The organism is Paenibacillus albiflavus (assembly GCF_004344915.1).
Lineage (GTDB): Bacteria > Bacillota > Bacilli > Paenibacillales > NBRC-103111 > Paenibacillus_AM > Paenibacillus_AM albiflavus.
Genome location: NZ_SKFG01000010.1, coordinates 48,999 through 71,028, shown reverse-complemented (window position 1 = coordinate 71,028; position 22,030 = coordinate 48,999). Strand labels below are relative to the sequence as shown.

Here is a 22,030-nt window from a genome sequence, read left to right as displayed (position 1 = left end):
TGTATGAATGAAAACGACTTGTGGATTGGACTTCTTAATTAAAAAATCGGTGAAAACCTTTAGAACATTATCGGTGTCTATGGAAATGGATGCGGATAAGGATTAAGCTCCTCCCGAGTCAGCCTGTGATCTGCGTAACCCAGCTTCATCGGTACATCCAATACCCTATTCAGGCCAGTGAGCCGGGTAAGATGATGCCCGAATGTCATGGGTAACATTCCCGGTATGAGTACCTTCACACAACGCAGTCCGTTGCGGAGTGTCTCACTTGATGACTGGTCAACGACAATGACATCCATCTGAAAACTGTGGAAAACTCGAAGTATTTGTTTTAAATCCTCTGTTAAATCTTCTTGCCACGGCATTGAATGAAACTCTTCTGCAAAAGTACGGACAGGGTTCTGTTCGTCCATTAAGAAGTGAAGTCGTTCCTCTGCCTGTGGCAAGCTGTAGAGCAAGGAGTGATCTTCCATATGCTGCACAAGGAACGAGTCATCAAGCATAGCTTCGGCTTCGATACTTCGATCCCTCAATCTTCTTTCAGCCATCGGGATCATGCCCGCGAGCTCATGTATAGCGCTCTTGGCCGCCCGAATCGGATCGAGATGAGCACCAGCAGCACAGATTAGGTTTACGCTGTGTTCCGCACCTCCTTTTGCCAGTGCCCATATGCTGGGAATACCGTTTTCCATCGTGGTATTGTATAAGCTCACTTCATAACCAGTAACCGCTCTTAAACGCCTAATCATCAGGATCAGCTCCGAATCTCCCGATGAACTATAGTCAAGCCGCGGAACCTGTAGCTTTGCATACCAGGTCATCAGAAAGGAATCTCTCTCAACCACCTCGAAAATCCCGTACAAGATGGCCTCCTCTAAGCTTCCACCTACCGCGCTCCCGTTGGAGTTTTCATATACAAAGCCCCCATCATCGCCCAGACTGTAATAAGCGAGCAGATTGGGAACTAGAATCGGACGTGCCTCTAGAAACGAATATCCCCAGACCCATTCCATTGGAGAATCAGGATCATACGGGATGAAGGGGAAATCAGGTTGTTCGTATTGCTCCTTCGCATGAAGCCCTACCATAGATGGATCCAGCGCAGTAGCCTTAAGATGGGAATAGCTGCCTTGCACGATCGTTCGTTTACCACGTGGTGTCACGCCGCAATAACGCTCCAGCCCTTCTAACATCCCAGCGAGCTCGCTATCTACATATGAATGTGAATGAGCCCCCGTAATCTCATTGTAAAAACTTAAAGGAAGATTTATAGCGACACTAGCAAAGATTGAGGCGAGATTCCACTTCTTATCATTAAAGATTCCTGTACGACTGTCCCAATAATCTCTGAGCAGAACCTTTTTCAAATCACTCATTGAAAGGCAGCGGTAGCTGTTACTCAGTTTTAGACACTTCTGTAGTGATATCTCCGCTAATTCCGCCGAATCATCCGGCAATCGCCCGCAAACCGAGCAAGTCCCAATTGGCAGAACATAATGGATTGTGCTGCTCAAATTATTCAAGTTGACCAAATAGAGATGTTCCTCCGTATTCGCTCTCTCGCCCCGCAGCACCTTATCCGTCTCCGCTGAGATAATATGTGCCATATAACTAGCTCCAGCTGGAGATATTTCATCAGTATAACGAGGAACATAATCATCATCCACGAGCTTTATAAGCAAATCCTTGACTTCTTTGCGATTCCTCCCCGCCATAGATAACCGTTCTTCTGCACATTGGAAGCATCCGGTCGTTCCCGGAACAATCAGCGGTCCTATGATTCCTTCTCCCAAAGATACATAGGCACACAGCCAAGGAATGCCACGCGGTCGAAGCATTTGTTCAGCTTCATAATAATAGGAGGAGGTAGAGTTCCCCCCTTCATACAGCACCAATACCAAGTCTACAGCTGGTATATCTTCACTGAAGTCCTTTCTTCGGACAAGCGTGAGCCCAGACAGATGCTTACACACGGTGTCGGCAAGTATTCCCTCTCCAATAATAGCGACTGTATTCAAAGGGATTCCTCCTCTCCGAGAACTACTCCATATGCTACAAACGGCCCTTTGCCCCACAAAGGTTCGCTGTGCAGTTCAAACACTTCAAGACGTTTATCGCACTGCTTTAGAGTCTCAATGGCTGATAATATCAAAGAATGATAGCTTAGAGGTTCACCATCAGAAATTGTAATATCTTTCACTTCATGATCCTCAAAAAAAACAGGAGAAACCGCAGTGCGCTCGGTCTTACTCAGCGCCTTTTGCAGAGATTGACGAAGTGCAAGCGTGAAACTAAGATCTGCGCTGCCATACCACGAGGAATCCGAATAGATCCACACTGTCGGAAAACCGAGCAACGGCTCACCTACTGCAATAAGAGATTCCCCATCTAGGATGGTTAACGCTTGTAAATAATACAGGCAACGTCCGTCTTCAATTTGAGAGCATGCTATACGCTGAACAACAGTCGGCTCATCAGACAAAATCCGCTTGCCTAACTCTTTAGTTAAACAAGCTCTAAGCCCCCGCCCAACGGCTTCAGTTATATCGCAGCCCGCTCCGATGCTGGTTCCTTCCTGAAGTGGAGGTAAGCCAGTAAACAGCAGCGGGATTATGCGGGCCACATAGGCTTCTAACCCTGCTAATCCTGACTCTAGACGAGCCTCAACATGCGTTAGTCCACTTCGGACAATGGTTGGTAAAAGATGTGCAGGTTCTTTTGACAAGGGGTCTGCAGGTTGAACAAGACACTGAGCTAGCGGAAGCTGGATTAGGTCCGCCTCTTCCCATGCATGAAAAATGCCTGTTACCTTCGAAGTCAGTTGGTTGAACGCATTAAACCATACCTCTGGGCTTACCTGCTCATGATTTATACCTAGGCTAAGCGCCAAATTTGTTACCGGACGGGCTGCGTCATTTCCGGATACTAAAGGATGAGGAAGAATAGAATGCCAGCTTCCAGTTAACGTGACAGGATCAAGTAAGAAGCATTGATTTCTATAGTCCAATTCATGCTCACCTGTAATCGCTTTATGCCATATATGAATAATAAGATTCGATAAGATTCCTGCAGCCGCAGTAGAGAAAACCTCCAGCGTTTGTTTCTTAGGAAAGACGGACGAATGAATTCTCATCCATGCCGACTCCCAGTGTCCGTCCTCGTCAGGATGCAGCAGCGGACCTACCATTCCCATTCCTCGTATTGCGATGGCAGGGAGCATCTGTTTCCTTTCTGCTATACAAGCATGCTGAACACGCCGAAGCTCCTCTAAGTCGCCATGCTCTGAGGCATACACAATAAATTGAAAAGGCCGAACGATTGCCCTCCAATTCGGCTCCTCATCTCCTTCTGCAGAATAAACCTTGAGTTTGGACAAACCAGATTCATACCATGATTCAGCAAGTGAGAGCAATATTCGACCGGAACCGATCGCAAGCGTACCTTCCTCCTGAAGAGACATCCTGCACAACTCCTTCCCCAGTAATCAAGGCTAGAAGAACAACCATATCATTGGAATTTTCCCCCTTTAAATAATTCTACCCCAATAATTTCTTGTCTTAGAACGACATTTTCTAAAGAAAACAAGCTGCTTCCTGATGAACAGGAGGCAGCTTGCTTCGTTTACATGATGTTAGTGGTATTAAGCTTATTTGTTTACTTTTGCTTCATCGCCATTAAAGAACTTCTCCGCCTTATCCCGATGCTCGTCCCTCACTTGATCCGAAATTGCCTTGAATCCTGCCGCAATCACTGCGGCATCATCGGTAAACCCAAGTCCGATTATGGCATCTGGAATTGCGTCCAGTGGGGAAATGAAATAGGCGAGCGCACCGAAGGCTATGCCTTTGGCCCATAACGGAGTTTTGGCGTCTACGGCACAATAGTACATGGCAATCGCGTCTTTGGTGAATGGGATTTTTCCTGCGAATTTCTTGGTTTTAGCCCAAAATTTCTTCGTTACCAGTTCCTCATTCTCTTTGTTATAGGGAAGTTCTTGTAGTGTCAGATTTGCATGAATGAAATCATCGTCTTTCGTCATATGGATTACCTCCCAATGAATTGTATTAAAGGAGTTATCGTATAATCACTTTTTGGACATTAAAACTCAACCAGCAGCCCAAACATCTAATTCAATCTTTAATTCTGGTAAGCCTAATCCTTTGACATAAGCAATTGTCATTGATGGAGGAGTAGTTCCGAAGATTCGTTCCCAAATTTCGTAAAAATGATTCCAATCGATTGTTTCTGTAGCCCAAATGTTGATTTTGACAACTTGATCAGGAGTCAAATTCTGTGAAGCAAGGATTTTTACAATATTGCTCATTGTATTGGTTACTTGCTCATTAAAATCAGTAGGGATTTGATTGCTCTGATCTATACCTATTTGACCAGAGAACACATACCACTCTGCATTTCTATTTATTTTGGTTACATGGCTATAGTTTCCAACAGGCTTGGCTATTTGTTCTGGATTATATCTTTGAACCACATTATTATTTGAAATCATCATCTGTAAGCTCTCCTCTAAATTTTACTGTTTTGTGATTGCCTCTATTTGGACAGACGTATCCCGTCGGTACGCATTCTAGAAAAAAACAGCAGTAGAATACCCAATCCCCGAAGATAAAAATTGAATCGATCTCTTCTTCATCAGGTATCCCTCCTTCATTTAAAGTAAACTTACTACTTAATCATATTGAAATCGTATGGAAAAAGCAAAATCCTTCGTTCGTTTACTAATATTGATTACAATCACATCTTCTCTTCAAAATTCAGCTATAATAAAATTATCCGATTATGTAAAGGAGAGTGACCTTTGTGCCTAAGCCAATTAAACGCCATGATTCGTTAGCGCCTTTGTCTCGGCATCATCATCATGTACTCGTGATGTCGCTGAAAATTAGCAAACTGAGTGCAGATCCTAGCGCAGAAGAAGTTCAGGCGCTTCGCGAGGAGCTTCGAGTTTTATGGGAGACGGGGGGACAAGCGCATTTTCGGGAGGAAGAGGAGATTTTGCTTCCTACGTTCGCATGCTATGCTTCAATTCATCAACCGATCATAATGGAAATGTTATTGGAGCATGTTGAAATTCGTTCTTTGGTTAGGTTAATTGAGCTTGGAGAAGGAGATGTAGTTGGGGATATACGTAAGCTTGGTGTTTCCTTTGAACAGCATGTACGTAAGGAAGAGAGGGTCATTTTCCCACTTATTGAAGCAGCACTACCCGAAGATGTGTTGCAGCAGCTTAAACCGTATTTTCACGAACATTCATCAGGTTGCAGGCTATAAGTTTAACTGTATAAAGGAGAAGACAACATGAATGAGATCACGACACAAGCAGAATGGGAAACGCGTATTCATAACTACCCGATGTGTGTTCTTTTTATCAAAACAGAGCATTGCGGCGTATGCGATGCAGTTCTGGATAAGACAAAAGCTCTGCTGACGAAATATCCTGAGGTAGATTTTTCGTTAGTCCATATGCAGGATCATCCTGATATTTCGTCAGCATATCTCGTTTTTACAGCACCTACGATTTTATTGTTTATCGAAGGCAAGGAAGTTTACCGTGCTTCGCGATTCGTGCTTATGACTGAACTTGATACAACGATACAGAAGTGGCATGAAATAATTTATCCGAATACATAAACCTTATTTGCTAACTCTCCACTGCACATTTTTCGTGATTATGAAGTATGACAAGATGGAGAATCCAAGCATGATAATTGCATTTTGCGTTAAAGCTGGCGTCCAGCCAATGGTGAATATGTCGAGTAAGGCTTGCGTGGCATAAGTTGTCGGAAAAATGTAGGATAACCATTGAAAAGCGATTGGTAGTTGGCTTATGTCAACCATTACAGGTGTTAAGAAAGTAATTAGCATCATAAACACTTGTGTAAGCATATTCGTTAATTGATGGTTTGGCGACCAGAAGCCAAGTCCAACGCCGAAGCCGACAACGCTTAACAATGCAAGTAGAACTACGGGTATAATAGACAGGCTATAATTGAAATGGATGCCAAATACGAATTGACCAAGGATGGCAATAATGATTACGGAAGGCAATGTTGACATTAAACCTCTTAGTAGGTTAGCGATAACGAAATTTATCTTGGAGATGGGCAGAGAGGCGTAGAAGGTAAAGTGTCCTTGATGCTTCTGCCACGAAATTTCCTGACCCATCGCATTCATCCCCATAACGATAATACCGAAGACCATGTTACCGACTATCATACGCATCATTAGCTCAGGTGTAGGATTAACAGTAAAGAATTTCATAAAGAGTAGCATGGTAAAAGGAAACATTGAAGCTAAGAGAAGCACGAAGACCCAAGATTCACGTATAATGGAAAACTGAATTTTGAATAGTATGCCTAACTCCGTTAACGTACGATTGATTCTATTTATCATGAGGTAACAGCCTCCCTTTGAGCATTCCCAATCTGCTCAGCTTCTTTATCGATATGAAAATAAACATCCTCTAAACTCGGTGGAACAATTGCGTATTCATCTATATGGAATCCATGACGATCTGAAATAATCCAATCCAGTACACGGCTGGCATCTTGCTTCTCAACTAACAAGCGCAGGCGGTTATCCCCATTGCGATTTATGGTGCCATAAGGCTCCAGATGTGTGATCAATGATTCTACAATTCCTGAAGTGACGGTGATTTCAAACTTAAGTCGCTGATCTACCTTTTGTTTTAATTTCGATACGTGGTCAATTGCTAGAAGCTTACCATGGTTAATGACTGCAACTCGATCTACAACTTGCTCGGCTTCTAGAACGTTATGCGTTACGAGTATAATTGTCGTCCCCTGTTGATTTTTCTCCTGAATGAGGTCCCACACAAGTCTGCGTTTTTTTGGATCAAGCTCATTGGTTGGTTCGTCAAAGATCATAACAGATGAATTGCCAATTAAGGTCGTTCCAATCCCAACCATTCTTTTTTGTCCACCTGAAATTCGCTTTAGTATTTTGTTGCGGTGCTCCTCCATCTCGAATCTGGCAAGCAGCTCCTCTGTTTCCATCATTGCAGCTTCCTTACTCATACCTCTCAATCTACCTGTAAAATACAAGACCTCCCAAACCTTAAGCGATGTAAGTGAATGCGGATCCTGTGCATAGAAGGCGACATTCTGTGCTACATCATGGGATTGCTTCAGCACGTCAACACCACGAAATCGTATACTTCCTTCTGTAGGGCTTAGGTGACCAACCATTTGATTTATAATCGTTGACTTCCCAGCACCATTGGGTCCGAGCAGTCCAAGAATTTCTCCTTCGTTCACATGAAAGCTAATGTCGTCGTTTGCTTTAACCTTCCCTTTTTTATACACCTTCGTTACATGATCGATTTCATAAATATTCACGTTCGTCATCGCTCCTCATTAACAATTTCGATAGTCTTATTATCTATTCATTGGCGATTATTTCCTACAGTCAGCGGAATGATCTCTTACTAAGTCTCAAGTCTGATAGAAATTAATTCATTAGCATGAAATACAAGGTATTGGCACATGACTAATAACAATTCGATTCTATGCAGAAGGAGATGGTTAAAGCTTGAAATCCGTTCTTGTCCCGTTATTGATCATTGCGGCTATCGTCCTCGTTATAGGCGCGGGTTTGACTTATCAAATTGCTCGTAAGCAAAGGAAGAATGTGATCGATCGAGGTGTAAGTGAGGTAACAGTAAAACATAAAATTATGGCGAATCCGATTTTTATCGCTTACGTTATTTTTCCAATTGTGATTGTAATCGGGGCCGTGCTTGTCATGTATTTTATATAGTGGGAGCAGTGGATGTATGACTAAGAAGACGTATTATGTATCTGTGCAAGCAGGAACGGTTATGTCACATCAGGGAGATGCGGCGTACGAGCTTGAAATTGAAGCAACGGCATCAGAAAAAGCAAGGCTTGAAATGTTATTTGGGGCGAAAATGTCCTATGATGATTCTTCTAGTATAAGAGCAGTTCTGCCTGGAATTCCTTATCATGTCGATGATGAGAATGATAAATACGATGCTGTGCTGCAAGAAGTTTATAGGCTGCTTTATGAGCTGGGGACAACCGAGACGAAGAACCATATCAGTTCAATGCATATACTTAGTCAAGAGGAAACGGCTACACCGTCCTTTGGGGACGGGAGCGTTTCCTAAGGGCTAATCAGAGGAAGTATGGTGAAAACTTATACTTTCTGATTAGTTAAAATAAGCCCGAGCCGCTGTTATTGGTACAGCGTGACTCGGGCTTATTATTAAGTAACTTTAGAAGCCTTTATATTGCGGCTCTTCTTGTTCTAATTGCTGTACTCTTGAGCTTAGCTGATCGACTACGCCTTGTGTTGTTTGTGCGGCGGTTTCAAACAGCTGCTTTGCGTCTTTATTTTGAGTACCTAGTGCAAAGGTTTCAAGTGAAGCTTGTGCACTTTTGAGTGATGCAAGTGTTGTTTTTACTTGTGATGCAACAGTCATTTTATTCACCTCCATATTTGTGACCGTACATAATATGTCCAATTATTGCTCATAATTATCATCGAGATTTTGTTTATACATAGGGGGGATATTGTGGAAGATTGGCTAAACATACTGGTGCGAGCCTTAGGTGCAATTACAGTCATGTTTATTTTTACTCGCATACTTGGTAAAAGACAGATCTCACAACTAACCTTTTTCGAATATATAACAGGAATTACCATTGGTGATTTGGCAGGCTTCATTTCAACTGATATTGAGGCCAATTACTTACACGGTCTAAGCGCGCTGATGATGTGGTTTATCATTCCATTTACAATTGAATGGTGGATGATGAAACAACGTAGAATGCGCATTGTATTTGAGGGCAAAGACAGAGTGTTGATTCAAGACGGCAAAATTCTTGAAGATAATTTGAAAAAAGAGCGGATTACAGGCGATGAATTACTTGAACAACTTCGTATGAAGGATGTCTTTGACCTAACGGAAGTGGAGTATGCCGTTCTCGAGACATCAGGTGCACTTAGTGTGCTGCTCAAACCTGAATTTAGACCACTGACTCCTTTGCATATGCAAATGAAAGTTCCAGGAGAACGACAACCGATCGAGGTAATAATGGATGGCGAAGTGTTAAATGAAGGCTTAAGACTTGCGGGCTTTACCAGAGAATGGCTGTTTACTGAACTGGATAAGCTAGGGGTGACACAGGCTAATGTATTCCTTGCACAGGTTGATGCTTTTGGACAACTATATGTAGATGTGTATGATGATACGCTTGAAATACCATTACCCCAGGCTTTGTTTTTACTTTATGCAAATCTCAAAAAAGTTCAAGCCGACCTAGAATTGTTTGCTTTGGCGACCCAAAATAAGGTTGTTTCCACTATGTATGGGGATTGTGCACAGCAGATGGACGATGTTGTAGAGTCTTTTAAAACGATGATCAGAACGTAGAATACAAGTCGGAGGAATGAATCGTGACGAATTCAAAAAGCAAAATAACCAAAACACAGCAGCAATATCAAGATCTTGCGAAAAAAAATGAACCACAAAGACCTGTTTTTAGAAACTGCATTCTTGCTTTTCTAGTTGGTGGATTTATATGTGAAATTGGGCAATTTCTCACCCTTATGTTTACGAAATGGTTTGGGTTTACGAAAGAAGCGGCTAGTAATCCAACCGTTGCTTCACTCGTACTCATCTCTGTGATTCTAACAAGCTTCGGCCTGTATGACAAAATTGCGCAGTGGGCGGGAGCGGGTACAGCCGTGCCTGTAACAGGCTTTGCGAATTCGATGTGTTCTGCTGCACTTGAACATCGAAGCGAAGGTTTCGTGCTTGGAGTCGGTGGTAATATGTTTAAATTGGCAGGCTCGGTTATCGTATTTGGAGCGGTTGCTGCATTCTTTGTCGGTATTTTTCAATTATTGTTCGGCACGCCAGGAGGACATTAATGATGTTAAAAGGCCATCAAAGTTGGACATTCGAGAATAGACCCGTTATTTTGTCTACAGCAACAGTTGTAGGTCCGGAAGAAGGACAGGGACCTTTGCAGAATGATTTTGATGTCGTACATAGTGATCTATGGATGGGACAAGATAGCTGGGAGAAAGCTGAGAAGAAAATGATGGAGGAAGCTGGGCAGCTAGCGATGAAGAAAGCGAATCTTCAGGCTGGTGATATTCAATTTCACATTGGCGGAGATTTAATGAATCAGATAATTTCTACTTCCTTTGCTGCACGAACGCTTGCGATTCCCTACCTCGGAATATTCGGTGCATGCTCTACCTCCATGGAAGGTTTAGCGATTGGATCAATGATTGTGAATAGTGGGGGAGCGAAGCATGTACTTAGCGGAACTTGCTCCCATAATTGTACGGTTGAAAAACAATTTCGCTATCCAACAGAATATGGCTCTCAAAAGCCTCCGACGGCACAGACGACCGCGACTGGTGCGGGTGCTTGCGTAATTGGGAAGCAGGGTGTTGGACCTGTTGTAACTTCAGCAACAATTGGGAAAGTCGTGGATATGGGCCTTACAGATCCATTCAACATGGGGGCGGCGATGGCTCCAGCTGCAGTCGATACGATTCAAGCACATTTCCGAGATTTAAAGCGTGAACCTGGGTATTATGATTTAATCGTCACAGGGGATTTGGCTGCTGTTGGATTTGATATAGCCAATGAGTTATTTCATAAACATCATTTCCCGATCAACCAGACGAAGTATATGGATTGCGGTCTACTTCTATATGATCGTGAGAAACAAGGGATGCAGGCAGGTGCTTCGGGTTGTGGATGCTCAGCTGTTGTTACCTATGGATCGTTGCTTAAGAAAGTACGAAGTGGTGAATTGAAACGGATTCTGGTAGTAGCTACAGGAGCGCTTCTATCGCCATTGTCTTATCAGCAAAACGAGAGTATCCCGTGTATTGCACATGCTGTAGCGATTGAGAACGGAGGGAATTAACTCATGTGGTCACAAATTTCTCCATTTGTATGGGCATTTCTTGTTGGCGGAGCAATCTGTGTAATTGGTCAGTTGATGATGGATGTTGGCAAGCTGACTCCCGCTCATACCATGAGTACATTAGTTGTTATTGGAGCAGTGCTTGATGGTGTTGGTTTGTATGATCCCTTAATTAAGTTTGCTGGAGCTGGTGCAACCGTTCCGATCACGAGCTTCGGAAATGCACTGGTGCATGGTGCGCTAACAGAGATTGAGCAGCACGGCTGGATTGGGGTGTTAATGGGGATATTTACATTGACAAGCGCGGGTATTTCGTCCGCGATCATCTTCTCCTTCCTCGCCTCCTTATTCGTTCGTCCGAAGGGTTAGGTTGTTACATTAGATATGCCAATAATCTCTTAAGCCTCTCTGCACTGTACAGGCAGAGAGGCTAATTGCATTTCTATATTGTAAGAATATTCAGTAATATGTATGATAAGATTAGGATTGTGGAAAGAACAATATTTAGATGCGGAGGTCCAGATTATGGCTACAATAGTTGAAACTCATGTAAATCTGCTGGAGAAGTTAAGGGATAATTTGGAGGTTTGCATCCACGGCAAGAAGATGGAGATCGATTTATTATTGACTGCCTTGTTAGCAGGAGGACATGTATTAATCGAGGATGTTCCCGGAACGGGAAAGACAGTTCTAATCAAAGCGCTTGCCAAGTCGATTCAAGGACAATTTCGTCGTATTCAATGTAATCCTGATTTACTTCCAACTGATGTTACTGGTGTTTCCATCTACCACCCTAAGCATGAATCTTTCATTTTTCGACCTGGTCCAGTATTCTCTAATATTCTTTTAGTAGACGAAATTAATAGAGCAACAACCAAGACGCAATCTTCACTCCTTGAAGCTATGGAAGAACGCCAGATTACCGTTGATGGAGAAGGCTACTCGCTGCCGAAGCCATTCCTGCTGCTTGCTACACAGAATCCGATTGATTTTGAAGGTACATACTCTTTGCCAGAAGCACAGCTGGATAGATTTATGATTAAGCTTACTCTCGGCTATCCAGATGAGAAGATGGAGAATAAGATGGTAGCTTCTCAGATGACCTCATCGCCTTTGGATGAAATTATGCCGGTAGCTAATATTGAAGAAATAATGGCATTGCAGGAGGCGGCAAGACGAGTTCATATCGAAGAGCGAGTGATCAATTACATAACAGCTATTACGAGAGCAACGCGCAATCATCCTGCCATTTATTTGGGAGCAAGTCCGAGAGCAACGCTGGCGCTTGTACATGCTTCACAAGCCTTTGCTTATTTGTCAGGAAGAGAGTATGTGATACCTGATGATGTCAAATATTTGGCGCCGTATATTTTACAGCATCGGATGATTATCCATAATGGAGCAAGACTTGAGGGCACTTCTTTATCATCTGTCATGCAAAAGATCATGGATCAGGTGCAAACACCTGTTAGATAGGGATGTGAAGATAATGAAGAAATTAACTTCCATTTCCAATAAACGCATTCCCAAAGCAGTCTGGTATTTATCCAGCTTATTTATTGCCTCATTATTTTATTTGCTCTTACAGGGTGGTAGAATTTCAGGCATTATGTTCTTTTTTGTTTGCGTTATTACCATTTACTTAATTCTGGGTAGATGGAGCGGGATCCGTCATGTTGAAGGCACAAGAACACTGCTGAATGCAACGGGCAGCAATAAAATCACAGCAGGTCAGAGTCTTCAGCTTAAGGTCGTGTTCTATGTGCCAGGGTTCTGGCCTCTTCCTTATGTAACGATTAAAGAGAAGCTCATGAGGAAAGGCGGACTATTAACCGTTCATAAAGGGACAATTGTACTCGATTGGGCTCGCAGTGGGGATCTTACGTATTCAACGCCTCCACTTGGAAGAGGAATCTATCATTTTGAGCGAACAGAGCTTGTGACGACAGATATATTCGGACTCATTGAACATCGAGGTGAGACGAATGTTCCACAGTATATTACCGTATTTCCCGAGATGGTAGATCTCAGAGAGTCTATTCAGCTGCGTCAGTTGTTAAGAGGGATGCAGCATCATACCTTGTCTACATTAGCCCATCGTGAAACGACGCAAATTAATGGTGTAAGAGAATACATCTATGGAGATAAGCTGTCACGTATTCACTGGAATGCTACAGCTAGAACCGGCGTATGGAAGTCAAAAGAATTTGAACGAGAGGCACTGCCTCAAACGATCCTAGTTCTGGATCGCAACCACAGCGTTTATTCAAATGCAGCTCAATTTGAACTTGCTGTCTCAATCGTAGCATCCTTCTTAAGGTTCGGGTTCGAACATCACATGCCTATGAACTTGTTATCAGTAGGACAGAATCTGAAGCACTTTAATGGTGGACTCTATCAAGATAATTTTGAAGAAATGATGACGCATTTAGTAGATGTTGAGCCAGATGGCCTATATTCTTTGGAGCATTCATTGACCGCTTTAGGTAATCAATTTATTGGCGGGAGTTTCTTCATCTTTATTTCACCCAAAGCTGGTGCTGAAATGGCGAAGTGTATCAGCTGGGTCAAAAGAAATGGAATGAAGGGCTGTCATATGCTCGTAGAGCCTCAAGGTTCATCTACGGTACTTAAAGCTAAAAATCAAGAATGGATTGAATACCTTTATGCTGAGGGCATGATGGGTTATGCAATTTCGGAGTTATCCAAGCTTCCAATGATACTGGAAGGGGCGAAAATGCATGGCTAACAAACGCCAAGGACCGATTACCTGGTTCATCACGCAAGAGTTTCTACAGCGCGCTATGGCAATATGCATGGGAATCTTCTTGCTGCAGTATGTAAACTGGATGATGAAAGAAGCGGTTGTATGGGAAGAAACGACAGCAAACCTTATAAAGTACACGTTATTTGGAATTGGAGCAACCTATTTTATACCTAAAATTCCGATTGTACTTCGCGGAGCCATCCAAGTCGTCGTTATCATCGTAATAACAGGCATCTATCTAGACTACAAATTTATTCCTATAACGGCTTGGAAGTGGTCGGAGTTCCTTCCGTTTATTGATGGCAATATGCTGCAATTAATGCCCTATCTTTGGTTTACTTTAGGTGCAGGACTTGTATATGTGATCAGCATATGGGGAATGTCGAAGAAATTATGGATGTACATTGGTATTATGGGCAGCATTATTGCCTTCTGCATACGCGACTCCTTCTCGAATTTATCGTTGTGGAAAGAAATAGCGGTTGTGCTATTCTGCAGTACAATGATCGTCATTATAACGAATTTGGTTCGGATTCAAAAACATTCACCAGATGCGTGGCGCAAGCTGTCTCAGCGTCCATTTCCGATTCTGATTCCAGTCGTATTAATCGCTGTCATTTTCTATTCAATCGTACAATATACACCTTCTATTCGCCCGATCCTGACAGACCCTTATACAGCTTGGAAAAATTATAATGGCGAGCAGGTTATGAAGTTTACGACGAATGAGGGTGGTTCCTTGCCTGCTAATCCAGACAATCATGCAGAATCTGGCTATAGTCGTAGTGATGAATCGCTAGGTGGAGGTTTTAAATATAATTATCGGACTGTCATGAAGGTAACATCTAGCCAGCGCAGTTATTGGCGGGGGGAAACCAGAAGTGTTTATACAGGTTCAGGCTGGGAGAAAGATCCGAAAGAGCAAGATAATCGGATAGCCGTCAAACCATGGGAAGCAATTCAGCCGGATCCAAGAGTAGATACATCCAAAGCTAGTATAAATTCGATTCCCTATACAGTTACGATGTTGTCCGATGAAGCCTATCCCGTATTATTTGGCCCGAATCGAATTCAGCAGCTGCAAGAAATTACCGGCAAGGACGGTCAGAACAATCCAAGTATAATAAGCAAAATAACCTGGACACCGAACGATGCCGTTATGAATTTTAAAGGAAACTCAAGCTATCCAACCACTTATACGATGGTCTCTCAAGTTCCCGTCATTGATGTGAATGAGCTGCGAAAAGTGAAAATCGAGGATGTTTCTGCTGAGTTATGGCAGGATTATTTGCAAATACCAGAAACAATGCCGGTTCGTATTAAGGAGTTAGCTCAGAAGATAACACAAAACTCTGCTACACCATATGACAAGGTAAAGAATATTGAAAGATTCCTAGCGGGTAATTTTGTTTATAATACGGAGCCAGCTAAAGGAACTAGCGAGGATTTTGTGGATCAGTTTCTATTTGAGGTGAAAGAAGGCTATTGCGATTACTATTCCACTGCAATGGTCATGCTTACTCGATCAATTGGTATGCCGGCCAGATGGGTTAAAGGCTTTGCAACAGGCACTTCTCTCCTTGAGGAGATGTTGGAGAAAGGTGGATACCGCGGAGCTGCTCCACGATTAAGCAATTCAGCCGATGAATTTACGGTACGAAATGCAGATGCACATTCATGGGCGGAAGTGTATTTCCCTGGATGGGGATGGGTGCCATTCGAACCGACGTCTGGATTTACAATGCCAACTGTATTAGTTAATAATGTGAATGAACCTATTCCAACACCACCAGTCGCAAATGTGGATGCACCAGTGGATGCGACAGATGCTGGATGGAACTGGAGAATGTGGACATTTATTTTCGGGATTGTCCTTCTTGTTGGATTAGTAACGTTTCTTGTAATCAAGTTTATGCCATGGAGAAATGCAATGAATCTGGTTAGACGTACACGTTATTCAGGCAACTATAATCAGATGGTTGTTCATGATGTGTACCGATTATTGCAATATGCAAAACGTAAAGGCTTTGAACGGGAAAGCAATGAAACGACGCTTCGCGAAACATTGACTCGCTGGATGCAGACAAGTGTATGGTTGGAACGAGAACTAACCACGCTTCTTATTTTGTATGAACGCGCTCATTACAGTGGCACTATGTTAACAGAAGCAGAGTGGTTTGAAGCACTTAGAACGATTCGAAAGTTACGAATTGCCATGAAATAGAAAAAGAGAAGCCTTTGAGATCACGATGCTTGTGATTTCAGAGGCTTCTTAGCTAATCAGAAAGTATAAGTCTTCACATACTTCCTCAGATTAACCTTATGAAACGCTCCCGTCCCCAACGGCGTAGCCGTTTCCTCTTGGCTTAAGTTGTGTAGAATTTATTAAGTATGGTATAGTTCCCTATAGAATAGGTGAATGTAATCGGAACTTAATTAATTGGAGTTGAAACAATGCTAAAGCGATTTGAGCCGAAACTGTCGGTTCGGACAGTATATGACATTGATTTAGTCAAATTATGGGAACAAGGATACCGTGGAATCATTACGGATCTTGATAATACACTCGTCGGGGCGAAAGAGCCTTTAGCTACCCCAGAGCTAATAAGCTGGCTGGAGAGTGTTAAAGAAATGGGATTCCGTGTTGTGATTGTATCGAATAACAATCATGGAAGAGTTTCTGCATTTGCCGATCCGCTACATATTCCTTTCATTCATGCTGCTCGTAAACCAACAAGAACGCCATTTAATAAAGCGCTAACTGTCTTGAAGACAGCACCAAACAACACGATAGTTATTGGTGACCAGTTGATGACAGATGTTCTAGGTGGTAATCGAATGGGTTTATATACGATTCTTGTTCGTCCGATTGCAATCAAGGATGAAGGGATTGCGACGAAAATGATCAATCGTCCACTAGAGAAGCTAACACTTAAGCTATCTAGAAATAAACGACAATAAGAAACTACCACAGGAGGGTCTATGCATACAGAAGAAGAAATTATGCATTGTGCGGGATGCGGTGTGAAATTACAGGTGGATGATTCAGGCAAGCTCGGGTTCGTGCCTACAGAGGCATTTCTTAAAGAACCAATCATCTGTCAGCGCTGCTTCCGTATTAAACATTATAATGAAGCAAGTTCAATTACTTTGAACCAGGATGATTTCCTCAAGCTGCTTAGTCACGTAGGTAATACGAAAGCACTTGTTGTTAACATCGTGGATTTATTTGATTTTGAAGGTAGTATGATTTCAAGCTTGCAGCGGTTCGTAGGTAATAACCCTGTGATCCTCGTTGTTAACAAAATTGATTTGCTGCCAAAGGTAACAAATTATAATAAGATTATCAATTGGGTTCAGAAGCAAGCCAAACAATGGGGACTTAAAACGGTTGATGTTGTTCTTTGCTCGGCGAAGAAGAATATGGGCTTTGAACGTGTGATCAATAGTATTGCAGAGCATCGCGGACACCATGATGTATATGTTGTCGGGGCGACGAATGTAGGTAAATCAACGTTAATTAATCGATTAATTTCGGATTTCAGTGATTTGGAAGCTGAATTAACAACATCGCATTATCCAGGAACTACCCTTGATATCGTCAAAATTCCGCTTGATGACGGCAAGTCCATTATTGATACGCCAGGAATCGTATATAATCATCGTCTTACGGAGTTAGTTACTCGTAAAGATTTACCGAAGATCATGCCAAGCAATGCTATTAAACCGATGGTTTATCAGCTTAATGATGGACAAACCTTGTTCTTCGGTGCAATGGCACGTATGGATTTTAATCGTGGAGAGCGCCAGTCCTTTACATGTTATACATCGAATGCGATCAAAATTCATCGGACGAAGCTGGAGAAGGCGGATGAGCTTTATGCTGAGCATAAAGGCACACTTCTTGCACCGCCAGTACTGGATGATATCGATAAACTGCCTCCGTTTGCGAAGCATTCCTTCACGATCCCAAGGGGTAAGCAGCAGGATGTTGTGATCTCAGGTCTTGGCTGGATTAAGGTTAACAGTAACGCAGGAGCAGAAATAACGATTCACGCTCCTAAGGGTATTAAGGTTGTTGTCAGAGATAGCTTGATTTAAGAGTGTTAACTCTGCAGAGTTACATGGGGGAATCTGAATGGGTAAGCAGCTGAACCAGCAAGGGATCAATAGCGATACCGTCCTGTATGGGGTGCTGGGTGATCCGATTCGTCATTCCCGTTCGCCAATCATGATTGGGAGAGCATTTCGGGAGATGGGAATCAATGCCGCATATGCGGCATTTCGTGTTGAGCCGCAGGATTTGTCTGCGGCGGTGCAAGGCATTCGCGCACTCGGGCTTGGCGGCGCGAATGTAACGATACCGCATAAGATCGAAGTTATGCGGTATTTGGATGAGATCGATGAGGGAGCCCGCGTCGCTGGTGCTGTGAACACCATTGTGAACAAGGGCGGTCGCCTCATCGGCTATAACACCGACGGGATCGGGTATGTCCGATCCCTGAAGAACGAGACGGGCGCGAGCCTTGCAGGCGCCCGAGTGTTGATGCTCGGCGCGGGCGGTGCCGCGCGCGGAGTCGCTTATGCGCTTGCCCGCGAGGGCGTCTCGCGCATCTACATCGCCAACCGCACGCTAGAACGTGCGGTTGAACTCGCCGATCTGATCGGCGAGTATACATCCGCGGTAGGACTCAGAACTGCGGATGTCGGGGACATTATGCGAGAGGTAGACATCGTCGTGAACACGACTTCCGTCGGCATGTCGCCTAATGTGGACGAAACCCCACTGCCTGCGGAGCTTCTCCATAATCGTTTGATTGTCAGCGATCTAATCTATAATCCGCAGGAAACAAGACTGCTTCGCGAGGCCGCACTCGCAGGCGCAACAGCACATGGCGGTCTTGGCATGTTCATTTACCAAGGCGCATATGCTTTTGAGTTATGGACAGGGCAGCCTGCCCCAACCGACGCAATGCGCGAGGTCGTGCTGGAGTCATTTAATCAAACAATTTAATGATTAGCCTTTGAGAAACGAGCTTAAAAAGCGAAAGGAACGGAATCGTTCTGGAGAAGCGATAGCGGTCGCCTTTGTAGCCGAATTTCCACCTTTAAATGGTTAAACTAATCAGGAAATTTGGATACAACAGCGATCGGAAGAATGATCCGTACCTGCAGCGGATTGTAGCTCAGATCAACAGCTAATCATTCTAAAACAGAAAGCAGAATAGAGGGAACTTAAGATGTTAACAGGCAAGCAAAAAAGATTTTTACGCGCAGAAGCGCATCATTTAACGCCCATTTTTCAAGTAGGTAAAGGCGGCGTAAATGATCATTTAATTCAACACGTCGTTGAAGCAATTGAGACTCGTGAATTGATCAAAGTATCGATTCTAAACAACAATTCCGATGATCGCGACGAAGTTGCTGCTGCAATTGCTGAAGGAGCGGGAGCGGAGCTTGTTCAAGTAATTGGCAAAACCATTGTATTGTATAAGGAATCCAAAGACCACAAACGGATTGAATTGCCGTAAATAGCGATATTTTCACAGCGCGCAAAAAGGATCTACGGACAAACTAAGCTACACAAGGGGACAGCAGAAGGTGGTGACTTATGCGGATTGGAATCATGGGCGGGACATTTGATCCGATTCATTTGGGTCATTTAATCGCGGCAGAAAGCGTTCGGACGAGTTGTGAGCTTGACGAGGTATGGTTTATGCCAACCTTTGTGCCCCCACATAAATCGAATGCACCAAAGGCAACGCCAGAAGAACGTCTCGAAATGGTGCGGCTGGCAGTGGAGGACAATCCGTTTTTTCACCCATTTGATTACGAGTTACGTAAAGGCGGCGTCTCCTACAGTATAGAAACGATGACGGAATTAAGGGTGAAGTATCCAGATCACGAATTTTATTACATTATCGGCGGAGATATGGTGCAGTTTTTGCCTAAATGGGTTCGGATTGAAGAAATGGTGCAATTCGTCCAGTTCATAGGCCTAAATAGACCTGGATATACAGTTGATTTATCGGAGCTTCCTCCTTTAATCGCTAAGGCTGTAACGATGACTGAAATGCCATCTTTTCATATTTCATCAACTTATATACGTGAAAGATGTCTGGAAGGACTGTCGATTCGGTATTGTGTGCCAAAGGCTGTAGAAGCTTATATCAGGGAGAGAAAGCTATATGAATCATAAGGACATGGTAATCAAGGTACAGCAGCAGATGCCAGCCAAACGCTGGAATCATACGCTCGGTGTCATGCAAACAGCTGAGAAGCTCGCTTTGCGATTTGGCGCGGATGTGAATAAAGCTCTGATTGCAGCTACGCTGCATGACATGTGCAAGCATTGGCCGGTCGAGCAGCAGGCTGAAGCGATTCGTGAGAGCGGAGAATGGCTTGATATTCTGGACTATGATAAGCAGTTGTGGCATGCGCATGCTGGTGCGTATGTAGCCGCTAGAGACTGTGAAGTTACAGATCCAGAAATTCTGGATGCCATTCGCTACCATACATCTGGACGTGAACATATGACACTGCTTGATAAAGTGGTCTGCTTGGCGGATTATATTGAACCCGGACGTGATTTTCCCGGCGTTGTTCACATGCGTGAGCTTGCGGAACACAGCTTGGAGGAAGCGTTGATTGCTGGATTTGATGGAACAATTCAATTTTTAATAGAGAAAAAGCAAATTATTTATCCATTAACCGTATTAACACGCAATGATCTTATAAAGGAAATCAAGCTAAAACAGCAGGAGGTAATAGAATGAGCCTTACACCAAATGCCATTATGAAATTAATTGTTGATGCAGTTCAAGATAAGAAAGCTTACGATGTCGTAACACTTGATGTATCTGAGGTTTCATTAATTGCTGATTATTTTATTATTTGTCATGGTAATTCAGAAACACAAGTGCAAGCAATCGCGGCAGAAGCGCGTAAACGAGCACATGAGCATCAAGTTCACGTTAGAGGTCTTGAAGGAACAGATACACTTCGCTGGGTGCTGCTTGATTTAGGCGATGTTGTGCTGCATGTTTTCCATCGGGATGATCGGGAATACTACAATATTGAGCGGATTTGGTCTGATGCCAAATTAGTGGAGCATATATGAGAAAAGACAATGATAATTCACAAGGGTTCAGTGATCGCCATATGAAAGATCGGAGACCTGATGGCTTTGGTCCTTCAAGAAACGGGAATGGCAGTCGTGATCGCGATAGATCAGGTACATCCAGTCCTAGATCATTAAATGCAGAGTTCAAAAGCAATCGTAATCGCTCTTATGACAATTCAGAAAGATCGAATTCAAGATCGAATTCCGATTCGTATGGTAGAAGGGATAGCTATGATCGTCGTAATCAAGAGCGTGATCGTGATCGTGATCGGAATGAGCAATCGGCTGAAAACAGCTTTCAAGCTGGTACGATCATTACGCTTGAAGTCGCACGTGAAGTGCCGCCTAATGGCTATTTCTTAAGCAATGGTGTGCAGGATGTGCTGCTGCATTATAGCGAAGTGGTTGGTACAATCAAGCCAGGCGATCATGTCGATGTGTTTATTTATCATGATACGTATGATAGGATGATGGCGACAATGAAGCAACCGCTGTTACAGCTTGGTGATCTTGCAAAGCTGGAAGTCGTTGATATTCATCCACGACTTGGTGTTTTCCTCGAAATGGGACTAGGGCGTAACTTATTACTCCCTATTCGCGAGCTGCCTGAGAAAAAGGAGCTTCGTCCTGAGATCGGCGATCATGTATTTGTTACAATGAATACAGACAAGTCAGGTCGATTGATCGCTCGTGCTGCACGTGAAGAGGAACTTTCTGCACGTTGTATTCGCGCACCTGAGTCTTGGAAAAATAATTGGGTTGAAGCTACAGTATACAAACCACTGCAAATGGGTACTTTTGTCGTATGCGATGCTGGTGTCATTGGTTTTGGGATAATCGGGCTTATTCCAGCTGCAGAACGCGTAAAGCCGCTTCGCTTGGGAGAACGGGTTAAAGTGAGAATTGCGTTCGTTCGAGAAGAGGATGGACGTGTGAATTTAGCGATGAGACAACTTAAGCAGGTCGGAAGAGTTGAAGATGCAGATATTATTCTGAAGCTGTTGCAAGAACGTCCTGACGGAGGAATGCCTTATTCGGATTCAACGCCTGCCGATATTATTCAAACTCGATTCGGGCTAAGTAAATCTGCCTTTAAACGTGCGCTTGGCAAGCTGATGAAAGAAGGGTTAATCGAGCAGCGTGAGAATTGGACTTATTTAGTGAATAAAACGAAGCAAGAATAGTTCA

At 43.4% G+C, this 22,030-nt stretch carries 26 protein-coding genes; 19 read left to right on the top strand and 7 right to left on the bottom strand.

The genetic code is table 11. From position 1 onward, the window contains the following. Nucleotides 1–77 precede the first annotated feature (77 nt). From E0485_RS11390 to E0485_RS11375, 4 genes are all read right to left on the bottom strand, one after another. On the bottom strand, nt 78–2,018 hold the full coding sequence (locus E0485_RS11390; protein ID WP_132418167.1) for a TOMM precursor leader peptide-binding protein: 1,941 nt from the start codon (nt 2,016–2,018) through the stop codon (nt 78–80). Next, a complete protein-coding gene (locus E0485_RS11385; RefSeq protein ID WP_132418166.1) occupies nt 2,015–3,460 on the bottom strand; it encodes a hypothetical protein in 1,446 nt (481 codons plus the stop codon). Before E0485_RS11385 ends, E0485_RS11390 begins: the two co-directional genes overlap by 4 nt. A gap of 186 nt (nt 3,461–3,646) precedes the next feature. After that, nucleotides 3,647–4,039, bottom strand: coding sequence for a YkvA family protein (locus E0485_RS11380; RefSeq protein ID WP_132418165.1), 393 nt, complete (start codon nt 4,037–4,039; stop codon nt 3,647–3,649). Nucleotides 4,040–4,105: 66 nt separating this feature from the next. Next, nucleotides 4,106–4,510: a RidA family protein gene (locus tag E0485_RS11375; RefSeq protein WP_407944846.1), complete on the bottom strand. Its 405-nt coding sequence runs from the start codon at nt 4,508–4,510 to the stop codon at nt 4,106–4,108. Nucleotides 4,511–4,818: 308 nt separating this feature from the next. Here E0485_RS11375 and E0485_RS11370 point away from each other — a divergent pair, with 308 nt between their 5' ends. Continuing rightward, nucleotides 4,819–5,289, top strand: a complete 471-nt coding sequence (locus E0485_RS11370) for a hemerythrin domain-containing protein (RefSeq protein WP_235857534.1) — start codon at nt 4,819–4,821, stop codon at nt 5,287–5,289. A gap of 27 nt (nt 5,290–5,316) precedes the next feature. Beyond that, complete coding sequence (locus E0485_RS11365; RefSeq protein WP_132418164.1) at nt 5,317–5,649, top strand: thioredoxin family protein; 333 nt, start codon at nt 5,317–5,319, stop codon at nt 5,647–5,649. Nucleotides 5,650–5,652: 3 nt separating this feature from the next. Here E0485_RS11365 and E0485_RS11360 read toward each other — a convergent pair whose 3' ends face one another. Beyond that, nucleotides 5,653–6,411, bottom strand: a complete 759-nt coding sequence (locus tag E0485_RS11360; protein ID WP_132418163.1) for an ABC transporter permease — start codon at nt 6,409–6,411, stop codon at nt 5,653–5,655. Further along, on the bottom strand, nt 6,408–7,385 hold the full coding sequence (locus E0485_RS11355; RefSeq protein ID WP_132418162.1) for an ABC transporter ATP-binding protein: 978 nt from the start codon (nt 7,383–7,385) through the stop codon (nt 6,408–6,410). The genes E0485_RS11360 and E0485_RS11355 overlap by 4 nt, the downstream gene beginning before the upstream one ends. Nucleotides 7,386–7,569: 184 nt before the next feature. Here E0485_RS11355 and E0485_RS11350 point away from each other — a divergent pair, with 184 nt between their 5' ends. Together E0485_RS11350 and E0485_RS11345 are read left to right on the top strand one after the other, a co-directional pair. Next, nucleotides 7,570–7,797 carry a hypothetical protein gene (locus E0485_RS11350; RefSeq protein ID WP_132418161.1) on the top strand — a complete coding sequence of 76 codons (228 nt, stop codon included), beginning with the start codon at nt 7,570–7,572 and terminating at the stop codon, nt 7,795–7,797. 16 nt (nt 7,798–7,813) lie between these two features. Beyond that, entirely contained in the window at nt 7,814–8,167 is a 354-nt protein-coding gene (locus E0485_RS11345) for a hypothetical protein (protein WP_132418160.1), read from the top strand. A 108-nt stretch (nt 8,168–8,275) separates the two neighbouring features. On the opposite strand, the gene E0485_RS11340 is transcribed toward E0485_RS11345, so the two are convergent. After that, entirely contained in the window at nt 8,276–8,482 is a 207-nt protein-coding gene (locus E0485_RS11340) for a DUF1657 domain-containing protein (protein ID WP_132418159.1), read from the bottom strand. 93 nt (nt 8,483–8,575) lie between these two features. Here E0485_RS11340 and E0485_RS11335 point away from each other — a divergent pair, with 93 nt between their 5' ends. From E0485_RS11335 to E0485_RS11265, 15 genes are all read left to right on the top strand, one after another. Then, nucleotides 8,576–9,436 carry a DUF421 domain-containing protein gene (locus tag E0485_RS11335; RefSeq protein ID WP_207910966.1) on the top strand — a complete coding sequence of 287 codons (861 nt, stop codon included), beginning with the start codon at nt 8,576–8,578 and terminating at the stop codon, nt 9,434–9,436. 20 nt (nt 9,437–9,456) lie between these two features. Further along, nucleotides 9,457–9,936, top strand: a complete 480-nt coding sequence (gene spoVAC, locus E0485_RS11330; protein WP_132418158.1) for a stage V sporulation protein AC — start codon at nt 9,457–9,459, stop codon at nt 9,934–9,936. Between the two features lie 2 nt (nt 9,937–9,938). After that, the gene (gene spoVAD, locus E0485_RS11325) at nt 9,939–10,952 is read left to right on the top strand and encodes a stage V sporulation protein AD (protein ID WP_207910973.1); all 1,014 of its coding nucleotides are present in this window, start codon (nt 9,939–9,941) and stop codon (nt 10,950–10,952) included. A 3-nt stretch (nt 10,953–10,955) separates the two neighbouring features. Then, nucleotides 10,956–11,321: a stage V sporulation protein AE gene (gene spoVAE / locus E0485_RS11320; RefSeq protein WP_132418156.1), complete on the top strand. Its 366-nt coding sequence runs from the start codon at nt 10,956–10,958 to the stop codon at nt 11,319–11,321. Between the two features lie 156 nt (nt 11,322–11,477). After that, nucleotides 11,478–12,428: an AAA family ATPase gene (locus E0485_RS11315; RefSeq protein WP_132418155.1), complete on the top strand. Its 951-nt coding sequence runs from the start codon at nt 11,478–11,480 to the stop codon at nt 12,426–12,428. Between the two features lie 13 nt (nt 12,429–12,441). Beyond that, nucleotides 12,442–13,701 carry a DUF58 domain-containing protein gene (locus E0485_RS11310; protein ID WP_165921153.1) on the top strand — a complete coding sequence of 420 codons (1,260 nt, stop codon included), beginning with the start codon at nt 12,442–12,444 and terminating at the stop codon, nt 13,699–13,701. Further along, entirely contained in the window at nt 13,694–15,943 is a 2,250-nt protein-coding gene (locus tag E0485_RS11305; protein WP_132418153.1) for a transglutaminase domain-containing protein, read from the top strand. Before E0485_RS11310 ends, E0485_RS11305 begins: the two co-directional genes overlap by 8 nt. A 230-nt stretch (nt 15,944–16,173) precedes the next feature. Next, nucleotides 16,174–16,680 (top strand): YqeG family HAD IIIA-type phosphatase, encoded by a 507-nt coding sequence (locus E0485_RS11300; RefSeq protein WP_132418152.1) that lies wholly within the window; start codon nt 16,174–16,176, stop codon nt 16,678–16,680. A 21-nt stretch (nt 16,681–16,701) separates the two neighbouring features. Continuing rightward, the gene (gene yqeH, locus E0485_RS11295; RefSeq protein WP_132418151.1) at nt 16,702–17,820 is read left to right on the top strand and encodes a ribosome biogenesis GTPase YqeH; all 1,119 of its coding nucleotides are present in this window, start codon (nt 16,702–16,704) and stop codon (nt 17,818–17,820) included. Nucleotides 17,821–17,857: 37 nt separating this feature from the next. Next, nucleotides 17,858–18,733 carry a shikimate dehydrogenase gene (locus E0485_RS11290; RefSeq protein WP_132418150.1) on the top strand — a complete coding sequence of 292 codons (876 nt, stop codon included), beginning with the start codon at nt 17,858–17,860 and terminating at the stop codon, nt 18,731–18,733. Nucleotides 18,734–18,959: 226 nt separating this feature from the next. After that, on the top strand, nt 18,960–19,250 hold the full coding sequence (gene yhbY / locus E0485_RS11285; protein ID WP_132418149.1) for a ribosome assembly RNA-binding protein YhbY: 291 nt from the start codon (nt 18,960–18,962) through the stop codon (nt 19,248–19,250). 80 nt (nt 19,251–19,330) lie between these two features. Beyond that, the gene (locus tag E0485_RS11280) at nt 19,331–19,918 is read left to right on the top strand and encodes a nicotinate-nucleotide adenylyltransferase (protein ID WP_132418148.1); all 588 of its coding nucleotides are present in this window, start codon (nt 19,331–19,333) and stop codon (nt 19,916–19,918) included. Then, entirely contained in the window at nt 19,908–20,495 is a 588-nt protein-coding gene (yqeK, locus tag E0485_RS11275) for a bis(5'-nucleosyl)-tetraphosphatase (symmetrical) YqeK (RefSeq protein ID WP_132418147.1), read from the top strand. The genes E0485_RS11280 and yqeK overlap by 11 nt, the downstream gene beginning before the upstream one ends. Continuing rightward, nucleotides 20,492–20,839: a ribosome silencing factor gene (rsfS, locus tag E0485_RS11270; protein ID WP_132418146.1), complete on the top strand. Its 348-nt coding sequence runs from the start codon at nt 20,492–20,494 to the stop codon at nt 20,837–20,839. The genes yqeK and rsfS overlap by 4 nt, the downstream gene beginning before the upstream one ends. 314 nt (nt 20,840–21,153) lie before the next feature. Beyond that, the gene (locus E0485_RS11265) at nt 21,154–22,026 is read left to right on the top strand and encodes a CvfB family protein (protein ID WP_235857548.1); all 873 of its coding nucleotides are present in this window, start codon (nt 21,154–21,156) and stop codon (nt 22,024–22,026) included. Nucleotides 22,027–22,030 lie beyond the last annotated feature (4 nt).